General features: G+C 58.7%; 20 protein-coding genes. 11 read left to right on the forward strand and 9 right to left on the reverse strand.

Features of this window, described 5'->3' with window-relative positions; all coding sequences use genetic code 11:
- The first annotated feature begins 213 nt into the window (after positions 1 to 213).
- Positions 214 to 519, forward strand: coding sequence for a type 1 fimbrial protein (locus G5306_RS20095; protein ID WP_421231782.1), 306 nt, complete (start codon positions 214 to 216; stop codon positions 517 to 519).
- Between the two features lie 78 nt (positions 520 to 597).
- Here G5306_RS20095 and G5306_RS20100 read toward each other — a convergent pair whose 3' ends face one another.
- The 8 genes from G5306_RS20100 to G5306_RS20135 form a co-directional block, all read right to left on the reverse strand.
- Complete coding sequence (locus tag G5306_RS20100; RefSeq protein ID WP_421173211.1) at positions 598 to 1524, reverse strand: L,D-transpeptidase family protein; 927 nt, start codon at positions 1522 to 1524, stop codon at positions 598 to 600.
- A gap of 510 nt (positions 1525 to 2034) precedes the next feature.
- The gene (locus tag G5306_RS20105) at positions 2035 to 3279 is read right to left on the reverse strand and encodes a tetratricopeptide repeat protein (RefSeq protein WP_216951981.1); all 1245 of its coding nucleotides are present in this window, start codon (positions 3277 to 3279) and stop codon (positions 2035 to 2037) included.
- A gap of 11 nt (positions 3280 to 3290) precedes the next feature.
- Complete coding sequence (locus G5306_RS20110; protein ID WP_005343441.1) at positions 3291 to 3926, reverse strand: energy transducer TonB; 636 nt, start codon at positions 3924 to 3926, stop codon at positions 3291 to 3293.
- Positions 3927 to 3942: 16 nt separating this feature from the next.
- On the reverse strand, positions 3943 to 4350 hold the full coding sequence (locus G5306_RS20115) for an ExbD/TolR family protein (RefSeq protein ID WP_005338933.1): 408 nt from the start codon (positions 4348 to 4350) through the stop codon (positions 3943 to 3945).
- A 67-nt stretch (positions 4351 to 4417) separates the two neighbouring features.
- A complete protein-coding gene (locus tag G5306_RS20120) occupies positions 4418 to 4945 on the reverse strand; it encodes a MotA/TolQ/ExbB proton channel family protein (RefSeq protein ID WP_005338936.1) in 528 nt (175 codons plus the stop codon).
- 10 nt (positions 4946 to 4955) lie between these two features.
- Entirely contained in the window at positions 4956 to 6329 is a 1374-nt protein-coding gene (locus G5306_RS20125) for a MotA/TolQ/ExbB proton channel family protein (RefSeq protein ID WP_107682561.1), read from the reverse strand.
- The gene (locus tag G5306_RS20130) at positions 6326 to 7090 is read right to left on the reverse strand and encodes a DUF3450 domain-containing protein (RefSeq protein ID WP_005343435.1); all 765 of its coding nucleotides are present in this window, start codon (positions 7088 to 7090) and stop codon (positions 6326 to 6328) included. Before G5306_RS20130 ends, G5306_RS20125 begins: the two co-directional genes overlap by 4 nt.
- Before the next feature lie 108 nt (positions 7091 to 7198).
- Entirely contained in the window at positions 7199 to 9754 is a 2556-nt protein-coding gene (locus G5306_RS20135) for a TonB-dependent receptor (RefSeq protein WP_421173210.1), read from the reverse strand.
- A gap of 739 nt (positions 9755 to 10493) precedes the next feature.
- Here G5306_RS20135 and G5306_RS20140 point away from each other — a divergent pair.
- The 5 genes from G5306_RS20140 to G5306_RS20160 all read left to right on the forward strand — a co-directional run bounded on the left by G5306_RS20140 (position 10494) and on the right by G5306_RS20160 (position 16769).
- Entirely contained in the window at positions 10494 to 11519 is a 1026-nt protein-coding gene (locus G5306_RS20140) for an ABC transporter permease subunit (RefSeq protein WP_031227629.1), read from the forward strand.
- Between the two features lie 106 nt (positions 11520 to 11625).
- Positions 11626 to 12669 carry an ABC transporter permease gene (locus G5306_RS20145; RefSeq protein ID WP_013724081.1) on the forward strand — a complete coding sequence of 348 codons (1044 nt, stop codon included), beginning with the start codon at positions 11626 to 11628 and terminating at the stop codon, positions 12667 to 12669.
- A gap of 149 nt (positions 12670 to 12818) precedes the next feature.
- A complete protein-coding gene (locus G5306_RS20150) occupies positions 12819 to 14636 on the forward strand; it encodes an extracellular solute-binding protein (protein WP_421313579.1) in 1818 nt (605 codons plus the stop codon).
- Positions 14637 to 14667: 31 nt separating this feature from the next.
- The gene (locus G5306_RS20155) at positions 14668 to 15726 is read left to right on the forward strand and encodes an ABC transporter ATP-binding protein (RefSeq protein WP_236340973.1); all 1059 of its coding nucleotides are present in this window, start codon (positions 14668 to 14670) and stop codon (positions 15724 to 15726) included.
- Complete coding sequence (locus tag G5306_RS20160) at positions 15723 to 16769, forward strand: ABC transporter ATP-binding protein (RefSeq protein ID WP_421313582.1); 1047 nt, start codon at positions 15723 to 15725, stop codon at positions 16767 to 16769. Before G5306_RS20155 ends, G5306_RS20160 begins: the two co-directional genes overlap by 4 nt.
- A 101-nt stretch (positions 16770 to 16870) precedes the next feature.
- Here G5306_RS20160 and G5306_RS20165 read toward each other — a convergent pair whose 3' ends face one another.
- The gene (locus G5306_RS20165) at positions 16871 to 17482 is read right to left on the reverse strand and encodes a YitT family protein (protein WP_005349421.1); all 612 of its coding nucleotides are present in this window, start codon (positions 17480 to 17482) and stop codon (positions 16871 to 16873) included.
- Between the two features lie 307 nt (positions 17483 to 17789).
- Between G5306_RS20165 and G5306_RS20170 the strand changes: the two genes are divergently transcribed.
- From G5306_RS20170 to G5306_RS20190, 5 genes are all read left to right on the forward strand, one after another.
- Positions 17790 to 18803, forward strand: coding sequence for an NAD-dependent epimerase (locus tag G5306_RS20170; protein ID WP_421313583.1), 1014 nt, complete (start codon positions 17790 to 17792; stop codon positions 18801 to 18803).
- A gap of 110 nt (positions 18804 to 18913) precedes the next feature.
- Entirely contained in the window at positions 18914 to 19519 is a 606-nt protein-coding gene (locus G5306_RS20175; protein ID WP_421173205.1) for a DUF2076 domain-containing protein, read from the forward strand.
- A 204-nt stretch (positions 19520 to 19723) separates the two neighbouring features.
- On the forward strand, positions 19724 to 19912 hold the full coding sequence (locus G5306_RS20180) for a hypothetical protein (protein ID WP_227341324.1): 189 nt from the start codon (positions 19724 to 19726) through the stop codon (positions 19910 to 19912).
- Positions 19913 to 20067: 155 nt separating this feature from the next.
- Positions 20068 to 20925, forward strand: a complete 858-nt coding sequence (locus G5306_RS20185; protein ID WP_216951988.1) for a lytic transglycosylase domain-containing protein — start codon at positions 20068 to 20070, stop codon at positions 20923 to 20925.
- A gap of 107 nt (positions 20926 to 21032) precedes the next feature.
- A complete protein-coding gene (locus tag G5306_RS20190) occupies positions 21033 to 21863 on the forward strand; it encodes a 5'-methylthioadenosine nucleosidase (protein ID WP_216951989.1) in 831 nt (276 codons plus the stop codon).
- Positions 21864 to 22003 lie beyond the last annotated feature (140 nt).

The following is a 22003-nucleotide window of genomic DNA, read 5'->3' on the forward strand; positions in this document are numbered from 1 at the left end:
ACCCCCGATGCGGTACATAGGGGGTTCTGAGTAGAGAAATGCTAGTTGAAAATGTGTAAACCTATTTCAGGACTAGACACTGCTTTCTGAATTTGCCCCTCCCGAGCAGGGATCAAATAACGCTCATCCCCCACCTAATACTGTCGATACTGATAATGCGAGGCAATGAACAAGCGGGTTCCTGCCCGCGAGCAAGACAATCAGGAGGTCTGCATGAAAACAAGCGCAGTAGTGTTCACTCTCGCCACGCTGGGCATATCGATGGCACAGACGACCCAGGCAAGTAATACAGGACGCATCGAATTCAGCGGCGCCATCGTGGAGGATGCCTGCCGTGTCAACCAACTAGAGAAGCAGATGCAGGTCACCTGCCTCTCAGGCTCCGCACAAACAACCGAAACAGTTAATTTGCAAAAACTGGCAAGAGAGGCATCCCTGAATCTCTCCCACAGCCAGGTCTCCTACCAGTGGGTCGATGATCGCCACACTATGGCAATCGTCACCGTCAGTCACAAATAACGCCCACTGCCGCTGGCAGAAACAACAACGGCGACCATAGGGTCGCCGTTGTCATTACCGGGTCTCGAGTTCAAGTCATCAGGCTTGAGGATTGAGACGGGTCGGCATGCCGGTACGCTGTTCCAGCACCTGCTTGACCACGTTGGAGTCAGACTCGGCGTGAGCGATGAAGCGGGTGATGGCCGGTGTCATCGGGAGCGGCACGGAGGCGGTGGAGTTGAACTCCTCCTCGGTCCGTGACAGCGGCTCGTGCACTTCCATGTAGCGACCGCCATCCGGCTCGACCGTGGTCTTGACCGGCTGGTTGACGAACTGGACGCGGGTACCGACCGGCACGTTGTCGAACAGATACTTGATGTCGTCGGCACGCAGACGTACGCAGCCGCTGCTCACCCGCAGACCGATGCCGAAGGTGGCATTGGTTCCGTGGATGGCATAGAGGTTGCCGATGTAGAGGGCGTGCAGGCCCATGGGGTTGTCCGGGCCGGCTGGCCAGACCGCAGGCAGTGTGATTCCCTTCGCGGCGTAGCGACGACGAATGTTTTCGGTCGGGGTCCAGGTCGGGTTGGCGCGCTTGCGCTCTACCTTGGTGATCCAGTTCTCCGGGGTGTTTACCCCCAGCTGACCGATGCCGATGGGCAATACCTGTACCACGTTCTTCCCTTTCGGATAGTAGTAGAGGCGCATCTCGGCGACGTTGATGACGATCCCTTCGCGGGGCGCGTTGGGCAGGATCAACTGGTGAGGGATGATCAGGGTGCTGCCCGCTTTGGGCAGATAGGGATCAACGCCCGGGTTGGCCTCCATGATATTGGTCAAACCCAACTGAAACTCGGAGGCTATCTGCTCCAGCGGACGATTGTCCGCAGGCACCACATATTCCAGATTCTCACCGATCAGACGGCTGTTGGCCGCAGGCAGACGGTACTCGACGGCGGCAGCCTGCTGGCTGATCAGCGCAAGTGTGCATAAAAGGGCCGAAGCGGCAGTGCGAAGGGGGCTCATAAAATTCCTGTGTGGTTTCCTGTACCAAATGGGCCGGAGGCCATCTTATCTTCGGTCTGCCGGTGGCGGGTCAACCTGCACCACGGCGCCAAATAACCGAGCGCGCATTCTTTCCCGAGTCGGCCAAAATTTCAACTTCCATATGTTGCTTTTCTTGTTAAAAGTGGCCGTTTTCGGTGTGATGCTTATCAACAGAGCAAAAGCCCCCTTGGCAAGTCGCCATTGAAAGAGAGATGTACAGCATAGCCCCCTCTCTGCGGACCAACCCCGCCCCCTTAGACCACAGCGCTGTGCCACCTGGTGTCACGGTTGCAGCCCTGGCTGAAACGTTTGTCACCTCGGAGGAGATAGGCCAATGTTGACTGTGGCACTTTCATTGGAGCGAAAAGGTGGAAAATAGCGCTTCGACTACAGCAGGGACTGGCTGCCACCATAAAAAAACCGCTCCGAAGAGCGGTTAATGGAGCCACCAGGCAACCATAAAAGGGACTTCAAGCGTTGTCATTGGAATTACTGGACGGCCGCCTCCCCCGCCGCACCACTCTGCTCTTTGAGGAAGCTGATCCAGGGGGATGCCCGACCGCTGACGTTGCCATTCTGAGCCGCCTGGGTGAAGGCGTTGAGGGCCTCCTTCGGCTTTTGTTGCTCAAAATAGGCGACCCCGGTCAGGAACTTGAGATCCGCCCGCTGTTCACCATTTGCATTGGCTGCCGGTTTGGCGGCCAGCGCCACCAGATCCTGATAGCGTTTGCTCTGGATCATCATGCGCGCCATTTTCAGCTGCAATTCGGCGCTCGGGGCCAGCTGGTAGGACTTGGCCAGGGTGTCGATGGCCGGATCCAGCTCCTTGGCCTGATGCCAGTAGTTGGCCAGGGTCTTGTAGTTGCCAGCGCTCTGCTCAATCACCCCGTCCTTCATCCCCTTCTCCATCACCCGTGCGGCGCGATGGGGAATGCCGGTGAAGGCGAGGTAGTTGGCGAGACGCTGCAGCTCGGCAGCCTCGGTCAACATGCCGAGGTTGTAGGCCGACTCCAGCGCCGCCAGCGCCTTGCCATCGTTGCCTGCCTGCATATGCATGGCCGACAGCTGTGTCCAGTACTTCTTCTTCTCCGGGAACATATTGACCAGAGAGGTCAGCACCTCGGTCGCCGGTTTGTACTGTTTCAGCTCGTAGTGAGCGCCCATCTTCAGCAGATACCAGGACTCCGGCGCTTTACCTGCCGACAGCTTGATCGCCTGATCCACCGCCGGGATCGCGTCACGGTACTGCTTGAGCTGCACGTGGGCGTTGGCCAGCGTGATATAGGCATGGGAGTTGGGCTTGTCATCCTTGCCCTGGTTGGCAAACCACTCCTTCATGGTCTTGATCGAGCCCTGATAATTACCCTCAGCCATATAGAGCTGGGCCAGGTTGTAGCGCACCTGCTGGGCCACCGGTGGCGGCAGGCCGCCTGTCGCGATGGCATCGGCAAAGTACTTGGTCGCCTGACCGTATTTCTCCTGCTGGGCGGCTACGAAACCGAGAGTCTGCAATATGACCCCCTTGTCGTAGACCCGATCACCCACGCTGGAGAGTGCCTCCTGCAATCTGGCATTGGCCAGACCGTATTGCTTGTCAGTGATCAGCTCCTGCGCCTTGTTGACCGCCCGATAGGCCCGATCCGACAGGGCCGGCTGCTCGGCGGCCCAACTGGCGGTGCTGAGCAGCACCGCCATGGCGACCGGGGCGAGGATCATCTTGTGTAACTTGTTCATCGCCACCTTCCTTAGTTGACCGCAAACTCGATCTCTTGCTGCATACGGCTCGCCTGCGGCTTGCCATCCACCATGGCCGGTTTGAACGTCCACTTGGCAATGGTTTTGCGCGCCTCTTTGCCGAGGTCATAGCTGCGCGGCTCTTCCTTGACGATCCGCACGTTGCTGACGGTACCGCGCTCGGTGACGGTGAACTCCACCAGCACCTTGCCGGAGGCCAGCCCCGCCAGTGCAGCCTTGCGGGGCATCATGGGCTCGAAGGTGGCCAGCGGAATGGCGCCGTTGTTGCCACCGACGCCGCCACCACCGCCGCCGGTGCTGTAAGCACCCAGCGCGTTGCCACCACCGATGTTGACCGGGATGTCGAGCTTGGGCATGTCCATCGGCGCGCTCTCCATCTTCGGCCGATCCGTGCTGGCCACTTCCATCTCGGGAGGCGGTGGCGGACGCTTGGGCGGCGGCGGTTTGGGCAGCTCCCGCTGTTTCTCTTGCAGGGTCTCCTGGGGCTTGAGGCGGATGAAATCGGTCATGGTGACATCATCCTTCTCCACCAGCTCCCGGTGATCCGGTGTGATCAGCTTGTTCATTCCCAGAAACAGAAAGAACACCACCACACAGGAGACCGCCAACGATATCAGGTATCTCATAGGTCTCTCTCCGGCATCAGCTGCTCTTGTCTGCCGCGATGGAGATGTTCTGGACACCGGCCATGCGGATCTGATCCATGACCTGCACCACCAGACCGGAACGGGATTCGTTATCGGCCTGGATCACCACGGCGCTCTCCGGGTTTTCGGCCCGCAGCCGCTCGATGTTGGCGCGCACCGCCCCCACCTCGACCACCCGCTTGTCGACCCAGACCTGACCGTTTTCGCGTACCGCGACCATGATATTGCCCTTCTTCACCGTCTCGGCCGTGCTGGCACTGGGACGGTTGATCTCGACACCGGACTCCTTGACGAAGGAGGTGGTGACGATGAAGAAGATCAGCATGATGAACACTATGTCCAGCATGGGGGTCAAATCGATAGCCGCCTCGTCAGCACCGCTGTCGCTGTAACGTTTTCTCATAGCAGAAACTCCTTGCTTGTTCTGTGCCCCCGGCAGGCCATGCCTCGCCGGGGGTATGCATCCTGCATCAACCGTGTTTCAGGTTGTCTTCCAGCTTTTGCACCGCCAGTTTGGCCTTGTGATCGAGCTGGTTGACAAAAAACAGGCCGGAAAGGGCGGCGATCATGCCCGCCATGGTCGGTACCGTTGCCTTGGAGATCCCCGATGCCATCGCCCGCGGCGAACCGGTGCCTGTGATGGCCAGGGTGTCAAACACCTGCACCATCCCCACCACGGTCCCGAGCAACCCCATCAACGGGCAAAGAGCGATCAGCACCTTGATGACCGGCATCCCCTTGTCTACCGCCATGGCGACCCGTGAGACCAGCTCGCGGCGGATCTGCTTGGCAGACCAGGAGAGATGATCGGTACGGGCCAGCCAGGTGGCCTTGGTCTGCTTCACCTGCTTGGGGTAAACCGCCATAAAGTAGAACCAGCGCTCCAGCAACAGGGCCCACATCATCAGGGTCAGGAAGAACAGGGCGACCAGTACATCGCCCCCCAATCCCAAAAACCGGCGGACCGACTCGACTTCTTCAATCAACCAGAACCACATGGGTGACTCCTTACGCTGCGGCTTTGGAGGCGTGCAGACGTTCCTGATAACGGGCAACGAAACCGGCGCTCTGCTCTTCCAGCACCTGGATCAGACGACGGCTCTGGGTCTGCACAATGGTGTAGAGGAACAGCATGGGCACCGCGACGACCAGACCCTGCATGGTGGTCACCAGCGCCTCGGAGATACCGCCCGCCATCAGCTTGGGATCGCCGGTGCCGAACAATGTGATGGCCTGGAAGGTGGCAATCATCCCCACTACGGTACCGAGCAGCCCCAGCAGCGGCGCGACGGAAGCGATCAGCTTGATGATGCTGATGCCCTTCTCGAACTTGGGCACGTTGCGCAGGATGATCTCGTCGAGCTTGGACTCCAGATCCTCGATGTTGTCACCGCGATGGCTCTGGTAGGCCCCCAGCATGTCACCAATGGGGTTGCCCTTGATGATCTGATCAGATTTCAGCTGCTTGCGCATGGACGAGCCGATCAGCGACAGGCGGATACCGCAGAAGATGGCCAGCAGGGTACCGAGCACGCCGAGCACCATGATGACGTAACCCACTTCACCACCCTGATCGATCCGCTCCTTGAGAGTCGGTGACTGCACCAGCAGAGAGAGGATCACGCCGCGAGACGGGTCGATAAAGATGGGCTTGACCCCGTCACCGCCCTGTTCAAACTCGGCGATCGGTTCCAGCACCCCCTTGTCAGGTTGACGGGAAAGCTGCTCGAACTTGCCGGTCTCCGGCACGAAGGTGAGGTACTTGCCTTCGGAGACAGTGTTGAACTCACCGATCTGGGTGACCGTCTTCTCGGCCTGGTTGCCTTCGCCGTAGACCACAGTCGCCGGGATCTGGCTCACCTTGCCACCGTCCACCATGCGGCTGAGGGTGGTGGTCCAGAACGCTTCCAGATCGTCGCTGGAGGGGAGCTCTTTACTCTCGGCCAGACGGGTCAGCAGCGCGGTCTGTTCCGGATGCTCGACCCGACGGGCGGAGGCGTTGAAGATCCCCTTGAACTCACCGGCGAACTGACGCAGTACGCCGAACATCTCACCCATGTTGCCGGAACGCTGGCGCAGGGTTTCAGTCAGCTCGGTCAGCTGCTTGTCATTGGCATCGAAGGTCGCCTTGAGCTGCTCGCCCTTGGCGGTTTCGGCAGCCAGCTCGGCCTTGGCCTTGGCCAGCAGCGCCCCCTGCTCGTTCTTGTCAGCCAGGAAGCGGGCTTCCCGCTCCTTGTTGAGTTGGGATTCGCTCAGGCTGGAGGCCTTGACCTGATTCAGCAGCGCATTGAGATCCACCGGTTTTTCGGCGGCGGTCACCGGCAGGGTGACCAGGGTTGCTCCCGCAATCAGGGAGGCAATCGCAAGTTTGATTCCTTTCATGATGCTTTCTCCGCAGTTTGAACCGGCAGCTTGATCAGAGCGGGAGGCGCCTGCTTCTTGGCGATGCGAAGGCCCTGTTCAACCGCACTGCGATACTCCTGGGGCAACTCTTCCCACTGGCGAGTCTTCTTGTTCCACATCCCGGTCTCATTGCCATCCGGGGATTGATAAAGCAGCGCGATGCGGCCAACCCGCAGGAACTCGTAGGTCTTCTCGCTACCATCCTTGTCCAGGCTCGCCTTGTAGGATTCGATGGTGCGGCTGAAGCCCTCCTCGATCTGGTAGGCCTCCAGGATCTTGCGGTACTTCTCGGAGATGGTGACATCGGCACGGTTCATCAGGTCGGTCAGGGCTGCTACGCGGTCCTCGCGCTCGACCTTCTGGAACGGCAGATCCAGCGCCACAAACTGCTCGAGGGAGTCGATCATCTTGAGCATCAGGGGGACAACTTCGGTGCTGGTCTGATCAATCTGGGCGATCTGCTTTTGCATCGACGCCAGCTCGGCACTCTGGGACTCGACCATCTTGCTCACCTGCTCGTTGTAGGTGCGCAGACTGTCGACCTGACGCAGGGCTGCCTTGTACTGGGCCAGTGCGGATTCGGCAGATTCGGCATAGCTGTCGATCTTCTGCTGGGAAACTTTGGATGCGTTGTCGGTGGCGGCTTGAGCGTCCACGGCCTGACCGGCAGTGGCGGCACTCAGATTGAAGCTGGTCAACAAGGCGGCCGAAACCAGGCTGCCAAGGAGCGCTTTCTTCATTGTAATGGTCCTTGTCTTCATAGGATTACCCTATCTCCGTAACTTCCTTGGACGTTGGGCACAGCCGGCCCGACCGGGCCGGCTGAGGTTGTATATCAACGGGGTTGATTAGAACTTCTGGGTGTAGTCGATGTAGTAGACCCGTCCGTCAATGCTGTAGAGGTATTCATCGTAGGTGTAACCATCATTTGACAGGGAAGGTCCACGGTTGAACATGTTCTTCACGCCGGTCTGGATCTTGGCATTCCAGCTGGTATCGACCGCAACGTTCAGGTTCCAGATGGTGTTGGAAGCAATATGGCCCTCTTCCTTGTCATCCACATAGTCCTGGCTCTGGGAGTCGATATAGTTGGTGCTCAGGTAGGTATCCAGATTCCACAGCTGTGGGAAGTTGGCACCGATCCCGGAGTTGAAACGGAAATCGGGTTTGCCATTCCAGCCCTTCTTGTCAACCATTGGGCCACCAGCAAACAGACCTTCCTCATATTTCAGGATGTAGCTGCTGCCAAAGTCGTAACGCAGGGTGAAGGAGTTGAAGTCGTACTTGTAGTCCGCCTTGAAGTCGATACCACTGGTCTTGAGTTGCCCCAAGTTGACCATGCCGGCATAGACCTTCTCGACATCGCCGTTGGCGTCACGAATGACGTTCGGGTTGCTGCCGGTATTGAGCTCCTGATAGAACTGGGTCTGGGTGGTAGCCAGCTGGATCACGTCATCAATCTTGATGTAGTAGTAATCGAGCGACAGGTTCAGATTGTCCAGCGGATTGTAGGCCGCCCCGATAGTGAAGGTATTGGCGGTCTCTTCCTTCAGGTTCTTGTTGGATTGGCGCGTTGTCTCGTACTGCTCTTCGGAACAGTTGGCAATACCATTGGCCTGGCAGTAGACATAGTCCTTGGCAAAGTCCGCTGACTGGGCATCCGCCGCATAGAGATCATTCAGACCCGGCGCACGGAAAGACTGGGACCAGGAGGTACGGAACATCAGCTGGTCGAGCGGCTGATAACGCAGACTCGCTTTGGGCGAGAAGGCGCTGCCAAAGTCGCTGTACTTGTCGTAACGACCCGCCAGGTTCAGCTCGATCTGCTCGGTGATGGGGAGCAGGCTCTCGATGTAGGTGGCAAACACATCGCGCACACCGCTACCGGAGTTGCCGGATGAACCCAGTACGTTACCCGCTTCGGACTGGCTGTCGTAGGTGTCGGAGTAAACCCAATCGTTATACTCGGCACCCAGATACCAGCTGACCGGGCCAGCAGGCAGTTCGCCCATCTCCCAACCCAGACCGCCATACCACTGGAAGAAATCCATCTTGGAGTTGCGGCTGGTGGTATAAGAGAGATCCTTGGTGGCATCAGCGGAGAAGCTGCCGTTGACGAAGTTTCCACTGTTTACCTGAGTCTGAACTGCCGGCTCCAATACATAGCCATTACCAATACTCTGGTTATCTGTTTTGGAGTACATGTAACCGGCGTTCCACTCCAGATCGCCAACCGCCTCGGTCGGAACCACCCCTTCAAAACCCAGGTTCAGAGTACCGGTCAAGTCGGTCACTTCGTTGTCACGGGGACCGACGTTGTTGAAGCGGTAGTAAACCGTCGCAGCCTTGGCGGTGCTGAAGTTGTTGGCAGACAGGACTGCAGCGCTTTCAGGGGTGGAGCCATCCACGGTGAAGGCACCTGCAGCAGGGGCGAAACGACCAAAACTGGTGACCCGGGAACCAATCATCTGTGGCACGAAATCCACATTGTCGTTGATATGGTAGCGGCCGTTGACATAGACGGTGTCGCGAGTACGCGAGGCGGTCTTGGCTGCGACCTGGGCAAAGTCGAAGCGGCAAGCCGTACCCTTGGTGACAAAACCGGCGCCGGTGCTTTCACAGTCGACCCCATTCAGAGTACGGGTTACGGTCTTGCCAGTTGCCGCGTCTACTCCCTTGATATTGCGACCATAGAGGCTAGGAGACTCAGCCCCCTGCTTGGCCAGATAGTCACGATCCTTGTAATAGATTTCGTCTTTGACATCATGTTCGTAGACCATCATCAGGGAACCTTTCTCACCCGAAATACCGCTGACGATGGAACCACTCTGTTCGTCACCACCTTCCTCGGTCGGTGAACCGACGCGCCCCTGGAATGACAAGCCTTCAAAACCCTCTTTGAGGATCACGTTGATAACGCCACCGATGGCATCAGAACCATACAGGGCAGAGCCACCGTCCAGGTTCACTTCCACCCGCTCAACGGCCGCCATGGGGATGGTGTTGAGGTTGATGGCGGTGCCCCCCATGGAGGGAGAACCGGCGATACGCTTGCCATTGAGCAGCACCAGTGTGCGATCTTCACCAAGGCCACGCAGCCCTACGGTGGCTTGTGACTGGGCTGAGCTACCGGAGGATGGAGAGAAACCACCAAAGGAGTTGTAGGAGGCCTGTTTCAGATAATCGGCCACAGTCTGCTGACCAGACTGTTCAATTTGAGCCTTGCTGACAGAGACAACCGGAGTCGCCCCCTCAACATCAACACGGGAGATACGGGAGCCAGTGACTTTGATTTTCTGCAGTTTTTCGACGTTCTGCCCTTCTTCGGCAGATACGGATGGGGCCGCTGCAAGGCTCGCCAAGGCGAACGCAATCGCAGCAGAGATTCTGCTCTTCCTAAGCATCGCTTATATCCTTCCTGGTTGTTTATTGTTTGCTTCCTGATACCGCCCTCTTTGGAGCGATGTGTAAGGCTTATCAATCTTTGACTAGCGACGTCAATGGAGCAGGGGTGTAGCGAGGTCAGGCGTAGAATAAGCGGAGTGTATTAATTTTGACCGGCATAATTAGTGAATAATTCTGCCAAAAACAATTCACGCAATGTAAAAACATTGTTAAATGGCGTAAATGGCGCTGAATTAAAATTTGATGAACTTATTAGTTAACGTGCTGTCAGTTTATATCTTATTTTGATTTATCGGCCTTAATAAGAATAAAACACTAACTTCATGAGGGTTGTACCTGACCATTCTCATAGGGATAACAGATAAAATCGTCGAGATGATATCGTTTTCCTTCAATTTCACCACCCAAACAAAATCATTATAAATCAATAGTTTAAAAACAACTAAAACTCAAACAAACAGCTGTTTATATTTTTTAAAATAATGTTGAGCAGTAGCGTTTTGTTTTGATTTTCACTTTTCAGATAAAAAACGTCATTTTTCGGTGCTTTTGGTCTCAGCGGGTCATTTGTCCCAGTTTTCCATTTCCTTGTACTTGATTTTTGTTGCAGAGCTTTTACAGTGGCCAAGCGGATTGTCTGCTGTTTGGCAACCAATCCAGCGCGTAATGCCAGGAAGGACAGGCCCGTCACCGGATTTGACTGGCCGCAAAAAAGAACAACAAGGACGAGGTTCCACCATGCTGTCGTATTTCCTACGCCGGATGCTTTTGATCATCCCGACGTTTCTCGGTATCACCCTGCTCGTCTTCACCATCACCCGTTTCGTGCCGGGCGGACCGGTCGAACGCATGCTGCTGCAAGCCCAGGTTTCCCAGAATGAATCCGGCCGCTCCAGCGGCAGCAAGGGGGCGCAGGCCCTCTCCGATGAACAGATCGAGGAGCTCAAGGCCTTCTATGGGCTCGACAAGCCCATGCTGGTCGCCTACTGGGAGTGGCTGCAGAAGCTGGCGGTGCTGGATCTGGGCGAATCGACCCGCTACTACGAGCCGGTGTGGGATCTCATCAAGGAGCGGCTCCCGGTCACCGCCTTCTTCGGGCTGGCAACCTTTCTGCTGAGCTATGCGGTCTCCATTCCGCTGGGGGTGGCGAAGGCGCTCAGGCACAACAGCCGCTTCGACTCGTTGAGCTCCATGCTTATCTACATGGCCTATGCCCTGCCCGCCTACGTGGTGGGGATCTTCCTCATCACCGTCTTCGCATTCCATCTGGAGTGGCTGCCGATGGGCGGTTTTCCGGGAGACGACTTTGAGTACATGGAGAGCAGCTGGGATCAGATCCGCACTGTCTTTGCCCACGCCCTGCTGCCGCTTATCGCCTACGCCATCGGCGATTTCGCCATCCTCACCATGACCATGAAAAACAGCCTGATGGAGAACCTGTCGGCCGATTATGTGCGTACCGCCGTGGCCAAGGGGTTGCCGTTTCGCAAGGCGGTCACCGACCACGCGATGCGCAACAGCCTGATCCCCATCGCCAGTCACCTGGGGTCTGTGCTCACCGTTTTCTTTGGCGGCTCCTTCCTCATCGAGACAATCTTCAACATCGACGGCATCGGCCTGCTCGGTTACGAGGCGATCGTCGAGCGGGATTACCCCACCGTCATGGGCATTCTGGCCATCACCTCCATGCTGATGCTGATTGGCAATATCGTCTCCGATATCTGTGTTGCCCTCGTTGATCCCCGCGTGCGGTTTGGAGATTAACCATGAACCAGACCTCTATTGCCATGCCGATGCTGATATCACGCCATATCGTCTCCGATATCTGCGTTGCCCTCGTTGATCCCCGCGTGCGGTTTGGAGACTGACCATGAAGCTCAATCCGGTTACCTTGAAAAAACTCAAGCGCTTCAAGTCGATCAAGCGCGGTTACTACTCCTTCATCATCTTCACCACCCTGGTGCTGCTCTCCCTGCTGGCGGAGCTGCTGGTCAACAGCCGGGCACTGATGGTGAGCTATCAGGGCCAGCTGCATTTCCCCACCTATGGCGATGTGATCCCCGGTCAGCAGTTCGGGCTCGATTACGAGTACGAAACCAACTACCGCCAGCTCAAGGCCAAATTTGCCGCAGAGGGCCAGGGCGACTGGGTACTGCTGCCGCCGGTACCCTGGAACCCCTACGAGCAGGATTTCAAAGAGGATGCCTACCCGCCCTACGCCCCCAGCGCGGCCGAGCGCCACTTCCTCGGCACCGACACCAGCGGCCGAGACGTGCTGGCGCGACTGGTTTACGGCTTTCGCATCGCCATCGGCTTTGCCTTTATCGCGCTGGCGGCCAGTTACGCCATCGGAGTCACCATCGGCTGTCTGATGGGCTTTCTCGGCGGCCGCTTCGACCTCATCCTGCAACGCTTTATCGAGATCTGGTCCCAGGTGCCGTTTCTCTACGTCATCATGATCCTGGTGTCGCTGGCCAAGCCCAACTTCGGCCTGTTTGTCGCCATCAACGTGCTGTTCGGCTGGATGGGGATCACCTGGTATATGCGCACCCTCACCTACAAGGAGCGGGCGCGGGACTATGTGATGGCAGCGCGGGCGCAAGGGGCGACCACCGGGCGGATCATCTTCAACCACATCCTGCCCAATACCCTGATGATGATCGTCACCCTGGCGCCGTTCGCCGTGGTGGGCAATATCTCCACCCTGACGGCCCTCGACTATCTGGGCTTCGGGCTGGCACCGCCGACCCCGAGCTGGGGGGAGCTGCTCTCCCAGGGCATCAACAATCTGGATGCCATCTGGATCGTCAGCTCGGTGGTGGCCGCGGTGAGTCTGGTGCTGATCATGGTCTCCTTTATCGGTGAGGCGATCCGCGAGGCGTTCGATCCGCGCAAATTTACCCGTTACCAATAAGCCAGCCGATGCCAGCGCATCGGCAGGCGCCAGATAACGAACAGTGATTAATGAAGGACGGGCCGCCGCCATCGGCGGTCCCGGGAGCAAGGGATAATCCCGTTATCAATCAAGACCCCCAGTGTAGGGGCCAGACCTGGAAGTCAAACATGAAAAATAAAATCAAATGGATAGGTGCTCTCTTTGTGCTGGTAAACGGATCCTGGGTCTGGGCGGCCAGCCTGCCCGCGGATCTCAAATGGGAGACCAACGACACGGATCCTGTGTTCGCCTCCCCCAAGGCGCTGTCGGGCGGCAGCCTAAATATGTTTGTGGAGAGCTTTCCGCTGACGTTCCGCACTGTGGGGCCTGACTCCAACGGATCGTTCCGCTCCTTTATTCTCGATAACCAGTTGCGACTCATCAGCTTCCACCCCAATACCGGCAACCCCATCCCCTCACTCGCGACCCACTGGGCCATCGCGCCAGACAGCCAGACCGTCTACTTCAAGCTGGATCCGCGAGCCAAATGGTCGGATGGCAAGCCGGTCAATGCTGACGACTACACCTTCGGCTACGAGATGATGCGCTCCAAACACATCAAGGGGCCCTGGTTCAACAACTACTACACCACTGAAGTGGTAGCGGTAGAGAAGATCGATGATCACACCATTATGGTCAAAGCGGGCAACCGCAAGGCCAAGATGGACCTGCTCAACACCACCGAGCTGTGGCCCCAGCCCAAGCACTACTACAAGCTGACCCCCAACTGGGTGAAGCAGTACAACTGGGCCGTGGTGCCCACCACCGGCCCCTACGTGATCAGCGACGTCAAGAAGGGCAAGTCGGTCACCTTCAGCAAACAGAAGGATTGGTGGGCAAAAGACGATCGCTACAACCAGCACAGATTCAACATCGACACCATCAAGGTGCAGGTGATCCGCGACCACAACATCGCCTTCCGCCACTTCCTGAAAGGGGAGATCGATACCTTCGAGATGATCCTGCCCAACTGGTGGCATGAAAAAGCGGTCACCCCGGAGTACAAAAAAGGCTACGTGCAGAAGGTAATGGCCATGACCGACACCAAACAGGGCGGTCAGGGGGTGCACCTCAATGTGGCCAACCCCAAGCTGGCGGACGTGAACGTGCGCCTCGGCATCCAGCACGCCTTCAACATCGACAAGATGATCGAGACCGTGCTGCGCGGCGACTATGACAGAGCCACCACCTTCGGCTCGGGTTTTGGCGAGTTCACCGACATGACGCTGCCGGAGCGGGCTTATGACATCGGCAAGGCGCGGGAGTACTTTGCCAAGGGCGGTTACAACAAGCCGGGGCCGGACGGCATCCTGCAAAATGAGAAGGGGGAGCGGCTGACGCTGGCACTCACCTACACCAGTCAGGAGCACTCCAAGCGCCTGACCGTGTTGAAAGAGGAGGCCAAGAAAGCGGGTCTCGATCTGGAGCTTAACCTAGTGGATGGCGCCACCGGCTTCAAGGTGATGCTGGAGAAGAAACACGAGGCGGCCTGGCTTGGCTGGGGCGGCGGCGGTCTCTATCCACAATATTGGGAGTCGTTCCACTCCGCCAATGCCAACAAACCGCAGACCAACAACCTGTTCAACGTGGCTGACAAGGAGCTGGACGCACTGATCGACGCCTACAACGTCGAATTCGACATGGCCAAACGGGCCGAGATCTCCCGCCAGATCCAGCAGCGCATCTATGATCTCGCCATCTTCGTGCCCGGGGTGCAGCTCAACTATGTGCGGGCCAGCAGCTGGCGTTATGTGATGCTGCCGGACGTACCTGCCACCAAGAACACGCCGGATCTGCTCTACTGGCCGATGGATGGTTATCCTCACAGTAGTGGTGGTCTGCTCTGGCTCGATCCCAAGGTGAAGGAAGATACCCGCAACGCCAAGGAGGCAGGGGAGGCGCTGGCGCCCATCAACCTGCTCGACAAGACCTATGCACGTCATTGATATTCAGGCCATTGCGAAGGGAGCAGCCGTTATGCCCAACACTCAGGCCCCCATTCTTGACGTACCGGATAACGGGGGGGAGTTCGCCGCTGATAACGGCCAGCACCAGGCCCCAATCCTCGAAGTACGCGATCTTGAGGTGGAGTTCGCCGTCGATGACGGCAAAATCAAGGTGCTCGACGGGGTCAGCTTCAAGGTGGCCCCGGGTCAGACGCTGGGGATCGTCGGCGAGTCCGGCTGTGGCAAGAGCGTTACCTCGCTCGCCATCATGGGGCTCTTGCCCAAACCCCACGGTCAGGTGGTAGCCGGTTCTATCCGCTTTCAGGGGGAGGAGCTGCTGTCGCTTGCGCCGGATCAGATGTACAAGGTGCGCGGCAACCGCATCTCGATGATCTTTCAGGAGCCGATGACGGCCCTCAACCCGGTGCAGACGGTCGGTGAGCAGCTGATGGAGGTGTTTCGTCTCCATCGCCCCGAGTATGACAAGGCCCAGCGTAAAGCCGCGGCCATCGCCATGCTGCAGAAGGTGGGGATCCCGGAACCAGCCCAACGCTTTGCGGTCTATCCCCACAACCTCTCCGGCGGTATGCGCCAGCGGGTGATGATCGCCATGGCGCTCTCCTGCGAGCCAGACTTGCTTATCTGCGACGAGCCGACCACGGCGCTGGATGTTACCATTCAGGCCCAGATCCTCGAACTGATGAAAGAGCTGCAGGCCCAGACCGGGATGGCCATCATCTTTATCACCCACGATCTGGGGGTGGTTGCAGAGCTGTGCGACGAAGTGGTGGTGATGTACGCCGGGCGGGCGGTGGAGCAGGCCGATGTGTTCGAACTGTTTGACCATCCCCGTCACCCCTATACCCACGGCCTGATGAGCTCGATCCCGCGCCTGGAGGATGAGCCCAAGAGCCTGCTCAAGACCATCAAGGGACAGGTGCCAGCCCTGCACGAGATGCCCGCTGGCTGCCGCTTCTCCAACCGCTGCCCCCATGCGACCGATCTCTGCATCAGCGCCATTCCGGCGGTGGAGCAACTCAATCCGCGCCACCATGTCGCCTGTCACTACTGGAAGGAGTTGACCCCATGAGCACTCTGTTATCGGTCAGGGATCTGAAACAGCACTTCCGGCTGGGAGGCGGCTTCCTGCGCAAGCAATATACGGTTCATGCGGTGGATGGCATCAGCTTCGATCTCAAGCAGGGGGAGACGCTGGGGCTGGTGGGTGAGTCGGGCTGCGGCAAGTCCACCCTCGGGCGCAGCCTGCTCAAGCTGTTCGAGCCGACCGCAGGCACCATCACCTTCGAGGGGCGCGACATCACCGCCCTCAGCCCGAAGGAGATGCGCTCCCTGCGTCAGGAGATGCAGATGGTGTTTCAGGACCCTGCAGAATCCCTCAACAGCCGCCACACCGTGGGCCAGATCCTGGAGGAGCCCTTTATCATCCACGGTAAAGGCAACACTGAGCAGCGGCGCGGCTGGGTGCAAGAGCTGCTGGCAAAAGTGAGCCTGCCGGGAAGTGCGGTGGATCGCTACCCCCACGAGTTTTCCGGCGGTCAGCGCCAGCGGATCGGCATCGCCCGCGCCATCGCCCTCAAGCCCAAGCTGCTGGTGTGCGACGAGGCAGTCTCGGCCCTCGATGTCTCGGTGCAGTCGCAGATCGTCAACCTGCTGCTCAGCCTGCAGCGAGAGATGAACCTCTCCATCATCTTCATCGCCCACGATCTGTCGGTGGTCAAACACATCTCGGATCGCATCGCGGTGATGTATCTGGGACGGATCGTCGAGCTGGCGGATGCCCAGTCGCTCTATCTGGCGCCGCGCCACCCCTATACCCAGGCGCTGATCTCCGCCATTCCGGTGCCGGACCCGCGCAGGCGCAGCCAGCGCATTCTGCTGACCGGCGATGTGCCCTCCCCCATCTCGCCGCCAAGCGGCTGCCACTTCCACCAGCGCTGCCCCCATGCGACCGAGCTGTGCAAAAGCAAGGCGCCCAAGCTTGAGGCGTGTGATGAGGCCCATCATCAGGTGGCCTGCCACACCCCGCTCGCCGTCAGTGGTCACGCTATCAGCGGCAGCGCCATCAGTGGCAACGCCATGAGCGGTGACAGCAGGCTGGAGCAGGCAAGCTAGGCGCAGCGAACAAACACCAGGGTAGAAACAGACGAGGCGGCCATCAGGCCGCCTCGTGCTATCGGGTCACTCTTGCAATATCGAGCCACTGCCGCAGCTTGTCAGGCAATCTGGTAACGGCCCGGCTTGTGGTTGAGTGTCAACACCAGATTACAGATAACCGCCGCCACGATGGAAAGCGCCAGGATCCAGGGCTGCACCACGAAAAACGAGGCGACAACAATGGCGCAATCGAGCCCCATCTGCAGCTTGCCCGCCCGGATGCCAAAGCGATCCTGAATAAAGAGCGCCAGAATGTTGAACCCCCCCAGACTCGACTTGTGACGGAACATGATGAGCAGACCCATGCCAATCAGGGTGCCGCCGATCAGCGCCGCATAGAGGGGCTCTATCTTGCCGATCTGCAACACCCCGTTAAGGTGATCTGTCATGTAGGAGACTGCTGCCACTGAGACAAAGGTGTTGAAGGTAAAACGTGGCCCCATCCGCAGCCATGCCAGCGCATAGAAGGGCAGGTTGATGCCGAAAAACAGCAGGCCGAAGCTGATGCCGGTCACCTTTTGCAGCAGCAGCGCCAGCCCGGCAGTCCCGCCGGTGAGCAGGCCAACCTGATGAAACAGAAAGATGCCGAGGGAAACAAAGCCGGCCGCCGTCAGCAGGGCCAGCACATCCTCATAAATAGGATGGGCAGTGCGAATCGAGGTGTTGTCCATAACCTGTATCCAAGCGAAGTAAAGAGAGAGTGTCTGTCGCCTGCCGTTGCGGGCGGGCTGCGAGCCCTGTCCACAGGGCTTCGTTATGGGGTCCAGTCTATTTTTTGTGAAAAGGATCACAACAGTCAGGCTGAACGCCCCATTCTGGTGCCTGTCATCTGGCATTGACACTCGCTGCACCAAGATGCAGCATGCCGCGCCGTCAGAGGCGGTTTGCCATGGCACAAACGCGCCGGCTCTGCTACAAAGCGCAGCCCCCTTTTCCCATCACCGTAAGGAGCCCCATGATCTGCACAGGACCCCAACCATGACGTATCTGGTCACCGGCGTCGCCGGTTTTATCGGTTTTCATGTGGCCAGCAAGCTGTGCGCCGCAGGCCATCGGGTGGTGGGGATCGATAACCTTAACGACTACTACGAGGTGATTCTGAAAGAGGCACGGCTGGCCCAACTGGCCAGTTTCCCCAATTTTCGCTTCGAGCGGCTGGATCTGGCGGATCGTGAAGCCATGGCGGCCCTCTTTGCCAGCCACGGTTTCGAGCGGGTGATCCATCTGGGGGCACAGGCGGGGGTGCGCTACTCCATCGACAATCCGTTCGCCTATGCCGACAGCAACCTTACCGGCATGCTGACGGTGCTGGAGGGGTGTCGTCACCACGGGATTCAGCACCTCATCTACGCCTCCTCCAGCTCGGTCTATGGCATGGGGGATCAGATGCCCTACTCCACCGCGCAGCAGGTGGATCACCCGGTCTCCCTCTACGCTGCGACCAAAAAGAGCGGCGAGCTGATGGCCCACGCCTACTCTACCCTCTATGGCCTGCCCACCACAGGGCTGCGCTTCTTTACCGTCTACGGCCCCTGGGGCCGGCCTGACATGGCCATCATCAAGTTCACCCGCGCCATCCTCGCGGGCGAGCCTATCGACGTATACAACCACGGCGATCTCAGCCGCGACTTCACCTACATAGACGACATCGTCGCGGGGATCCTCACCATGGCCGACCAGCCGCCCCGCCCCAATCCCGATTGGCATGCCAGCGAGCAGAGCGCGGCCGAGAGCGCCGCCCCCTACCGCATCCTCAATATCGGCAACGGCCAGCCGGTGCGGCTGCTCGATTTTATCGAGGCGCTGGAAGAGGCCATCGGCAAGCCCGCCATCAAGCGGATGCAGCCGATGCAGGCAGGCGACATGCACGCCACCTGGGCCGACAGCGAGCCGCTGCACACCCTCACCGGCCTGCGCCCCGCCACGCCCCTCAAGCAAGGTGTTGCCGAGTTTGTCCGCTGGTATCTCAACTACTACCGGCCCGTCCGCTGACGAGCACGGGCAGCCTCTCGGTCATTGATGAGTTAATCAGATACCACTGATGCCCCGCGGGTTTTAGGATGGCTGAACGCACTGTCTGCGCACCATAGCGAGGATTTGAGATGCAATCACAGGAACAGGGTCTGATCGATGGACTGTTCGACCGCCTCAAGCAAGCGCAAGCCAGGGATAGCAAACGAGACCCACAAGCGGATCAGCTGATCCGCCAGCATCTGGCCCAGCAGCCCGATGCCCCCTACTACATGGCCCAGGCGCTGCTGATCCAGCAGGCAGCCCTTACCCGCCTCAACGATCGAGTCAAGGAGCTGGAGGCCAGCCAGAACAGTTCGAGCGGCGGCAGTTTTCTCTCCGGCCTGTTTGGTAGCGAGAGCAGCACGCCCCCGCGCTTTACGCCGCCACCGGCAACCGCGCCTGCCCAGCCCGCGTCCCGTGCCAGCTCCTTTTTAGGGGGCGCCCTGCAAACCGCAGCCGGGGTTGCCGGTGGCGTGATGCTGGCCGACATGATCGGCGGACTGTTTCACAGCAACCGGCCCGAGGAGATCATCGACATAATAGAGCCAGCGCCCATCGCCAATCCGGTCGATGCGGAACCGGTACGCTGGGACGGCTGGGATTCACCTCCCGATGTTGGCAGCAGTTTTCTCGACGACGATAACCTGAGTGGCGGCTGGGCCGACAGTGACGATAACAACGGCGGTTTCTTCTGACCGTCAAACCATTACTGGCCCCGCATCTGGCGGGGCCCAACTCGATACGAAACCCATGACTATGGAAAGTGTGATGACACCACGGATCGGCAGCGGCATGACGCGATATACTCAGCGCGCTTCGTGCCACCCGGGAACAACTCCCGACCCCAGGCGCTCTGTCCGTGGCCACGCAACCCCCCCATGACGACAAGGAGCCACCTCATGATCCGAACCCTGCTTTTGACCGGTGCCGCCATTGCGGCCTATGCCCTGACCCAGAGCCACTCTCTGCTTCCCCTGCTCAGCCTGCTGGCCCTGCTTTTGCTCTGGGTTGTCAGCGAAATTGGCAGCTTCTATCGCGCGCTTCCTCCCGCCGTGCTGGATGAGCAGGAGTATCACCACGACTTTTAACCGGATGAAAAATGGTGTGAAACTGTCGAGATGCCGTTAGTTCCATACCGTTTTGCTCTCTGAAACCAACCGGCTATAACAACAGGATCCACTGGGTTCATGGCGATAGCAGCCATGTTCCTCTATATCTTCTGTACTCAAACAGGAGATAACCCATGAGGCACATCAGCGAAAACGGACTGTTTTTGCTGCTTTTTTTGTCGTTGTTACTGGCAGGTACGCCGCGGGCGATGGCACAAGGCAGGGATTTCAGACAGGCCCCCAAGGCGCTGACGGCGATCAAGCAGGGTCAAGTGGCCCAGCAACACGGCAATCTGCAAAAGGCCATCACCCTCTACTGTGTCGCCGCCAGCACTGGCAACCCAGAGGGATATTTCCGAATCGGCCGCCTGCTCGCCACCGGCCCCGCCTCGGTACGCAGCGCCAAGCTGGCCAACAGCTACCTCGCCATGGCAATGCGCCTTGGTAACCGGCAGGCTGCCCGCTACTACAACGCTCGCATCGGCAATGCCCCCATGGGTGATCAGTGCGGCATCGGGATCCGTGGCGGTCAGGGTGGCTATCTGGCCGGGCTCCCTTCCACCCCCTTCAATGTCGACACCTGGGTGGCCCGCCAGCCTCCTGCCAAGCAAGAACTGGTCACCATGCTGCGCCACGCCGCCAAACACCATAAGGTGGATGCCCGGCTGGTGCTGGCGATTGCCATCGCCGAATCCAATCTCAACAGCCGTGCCGTTTCACCCAAGAATGCTCAGGGGCTGATGCAGCTGATCCCCGAAACCCAGCAGCGGTTTGGTGTCACTCACCCCTTTGATCCGGCACAGAACATCAAGGGAGGCGTCAGTTATCTCAAGTGGCTGGATCGCCGCTTCGATGGCGACTGGGTACTGATCTCGGCGGCCTACAATGCCGGGGAAAAAGCGGTGGAACGCTATGGCGGGATCCCACCCTATGACGAAACACAGGAGTATGTAAAACGGGTGCTCTACTTCGCTGGCCACAAGCAGCCCTGAGGCCATTCATCAGCATGTCCGTTACTGACAAAACACGCACCAACATTGCGCAACCGTTTTCCTTTCGGTAGGATCCGGCGCTTTCTCGCCAGCCCTACAGGTATCCCATGAATATCATCAAACGCTGTTCGCGCCTGCTCACCCTCTTTGCCCTCCTCTCCTCCAGCGTGATGGCGGCCACCCCGGCCCCCATCCTGATCCAGGGGGCGATGGACGTCGAAGTCGAAACTCTCGTTGCCGCACTGAAAGACAAGACGGAGCTGACTGTGGGGGCCTGGACATACTGGCAGGGTACTATCTCGGACTATCCGGTGGTCATCTCCCGCACCGAGGTGGGTCTGGCCAATGCCGCTGCCGCCACCACGTTGGCGATTGAGCGTTTCAAGCCGCGTCTCATCATCAATCAGGGTACGGCAGGAGGCCATGATCCGGCACTGCACCGGGGCGATATCGTTATCGGCACCAAGAGCTTCAACATGGGAGCCTATCGCAGTGACCTGATGCCCGCCGAGCAAGGCGTCGATCCGAGCAAATGGCACAACTTCGAGGTCACCATGCGTCTGCGCGATAACGGCAAGCTGGTGGAGCACAGCTCGTTCGCTGGCGATCCCGAGCTGATTGGCCGCGCCCTCGGTATGGCCGATCGCTATCGCCACGGCCGAGTAGTAGGCGGCATCATTGGCACCGCCGATGAGTGGAACCGACAGGTAGCGCGCATCAACTGGCTGCATCAGACCTACCAGACCGCCGCGGAAGAGATGGAAACCTCCTCCGCCGCCCTAGTGGCTGAGGCCTACAAGGTACCCTTTGTCGGCATCCGGGTACTCTCCAATACCGATCTCCACGGTGAAGAGTTTGACCCGCAGACTGCCATCCACTGCCAGCAATTTGTCATTGATTACGCAAACGCGCTGATCAACAGTTTCCACAAGGCATAAGGCCCTATAAGAGGCCGTCATGACAGGCGGCCTATCTTCCCCCCCCCATCTTTGCCCCCCCTTGCCCATTGGTTTACAATCGGAACGTTTTTTGGAACCGGGTTGACCTGTGTCGACCAGGCCCCACCACGACATCAGTC

Source organism: Aeromonas sp. 603404 (assembly GCF_049171775.1).
Lineage (GTDB): Bacteria > Pseudomonadota > Gammaproteobacteria > Enterobacterales > Aeromonadaceae > Aeromonas > Aeromonas veronii_A.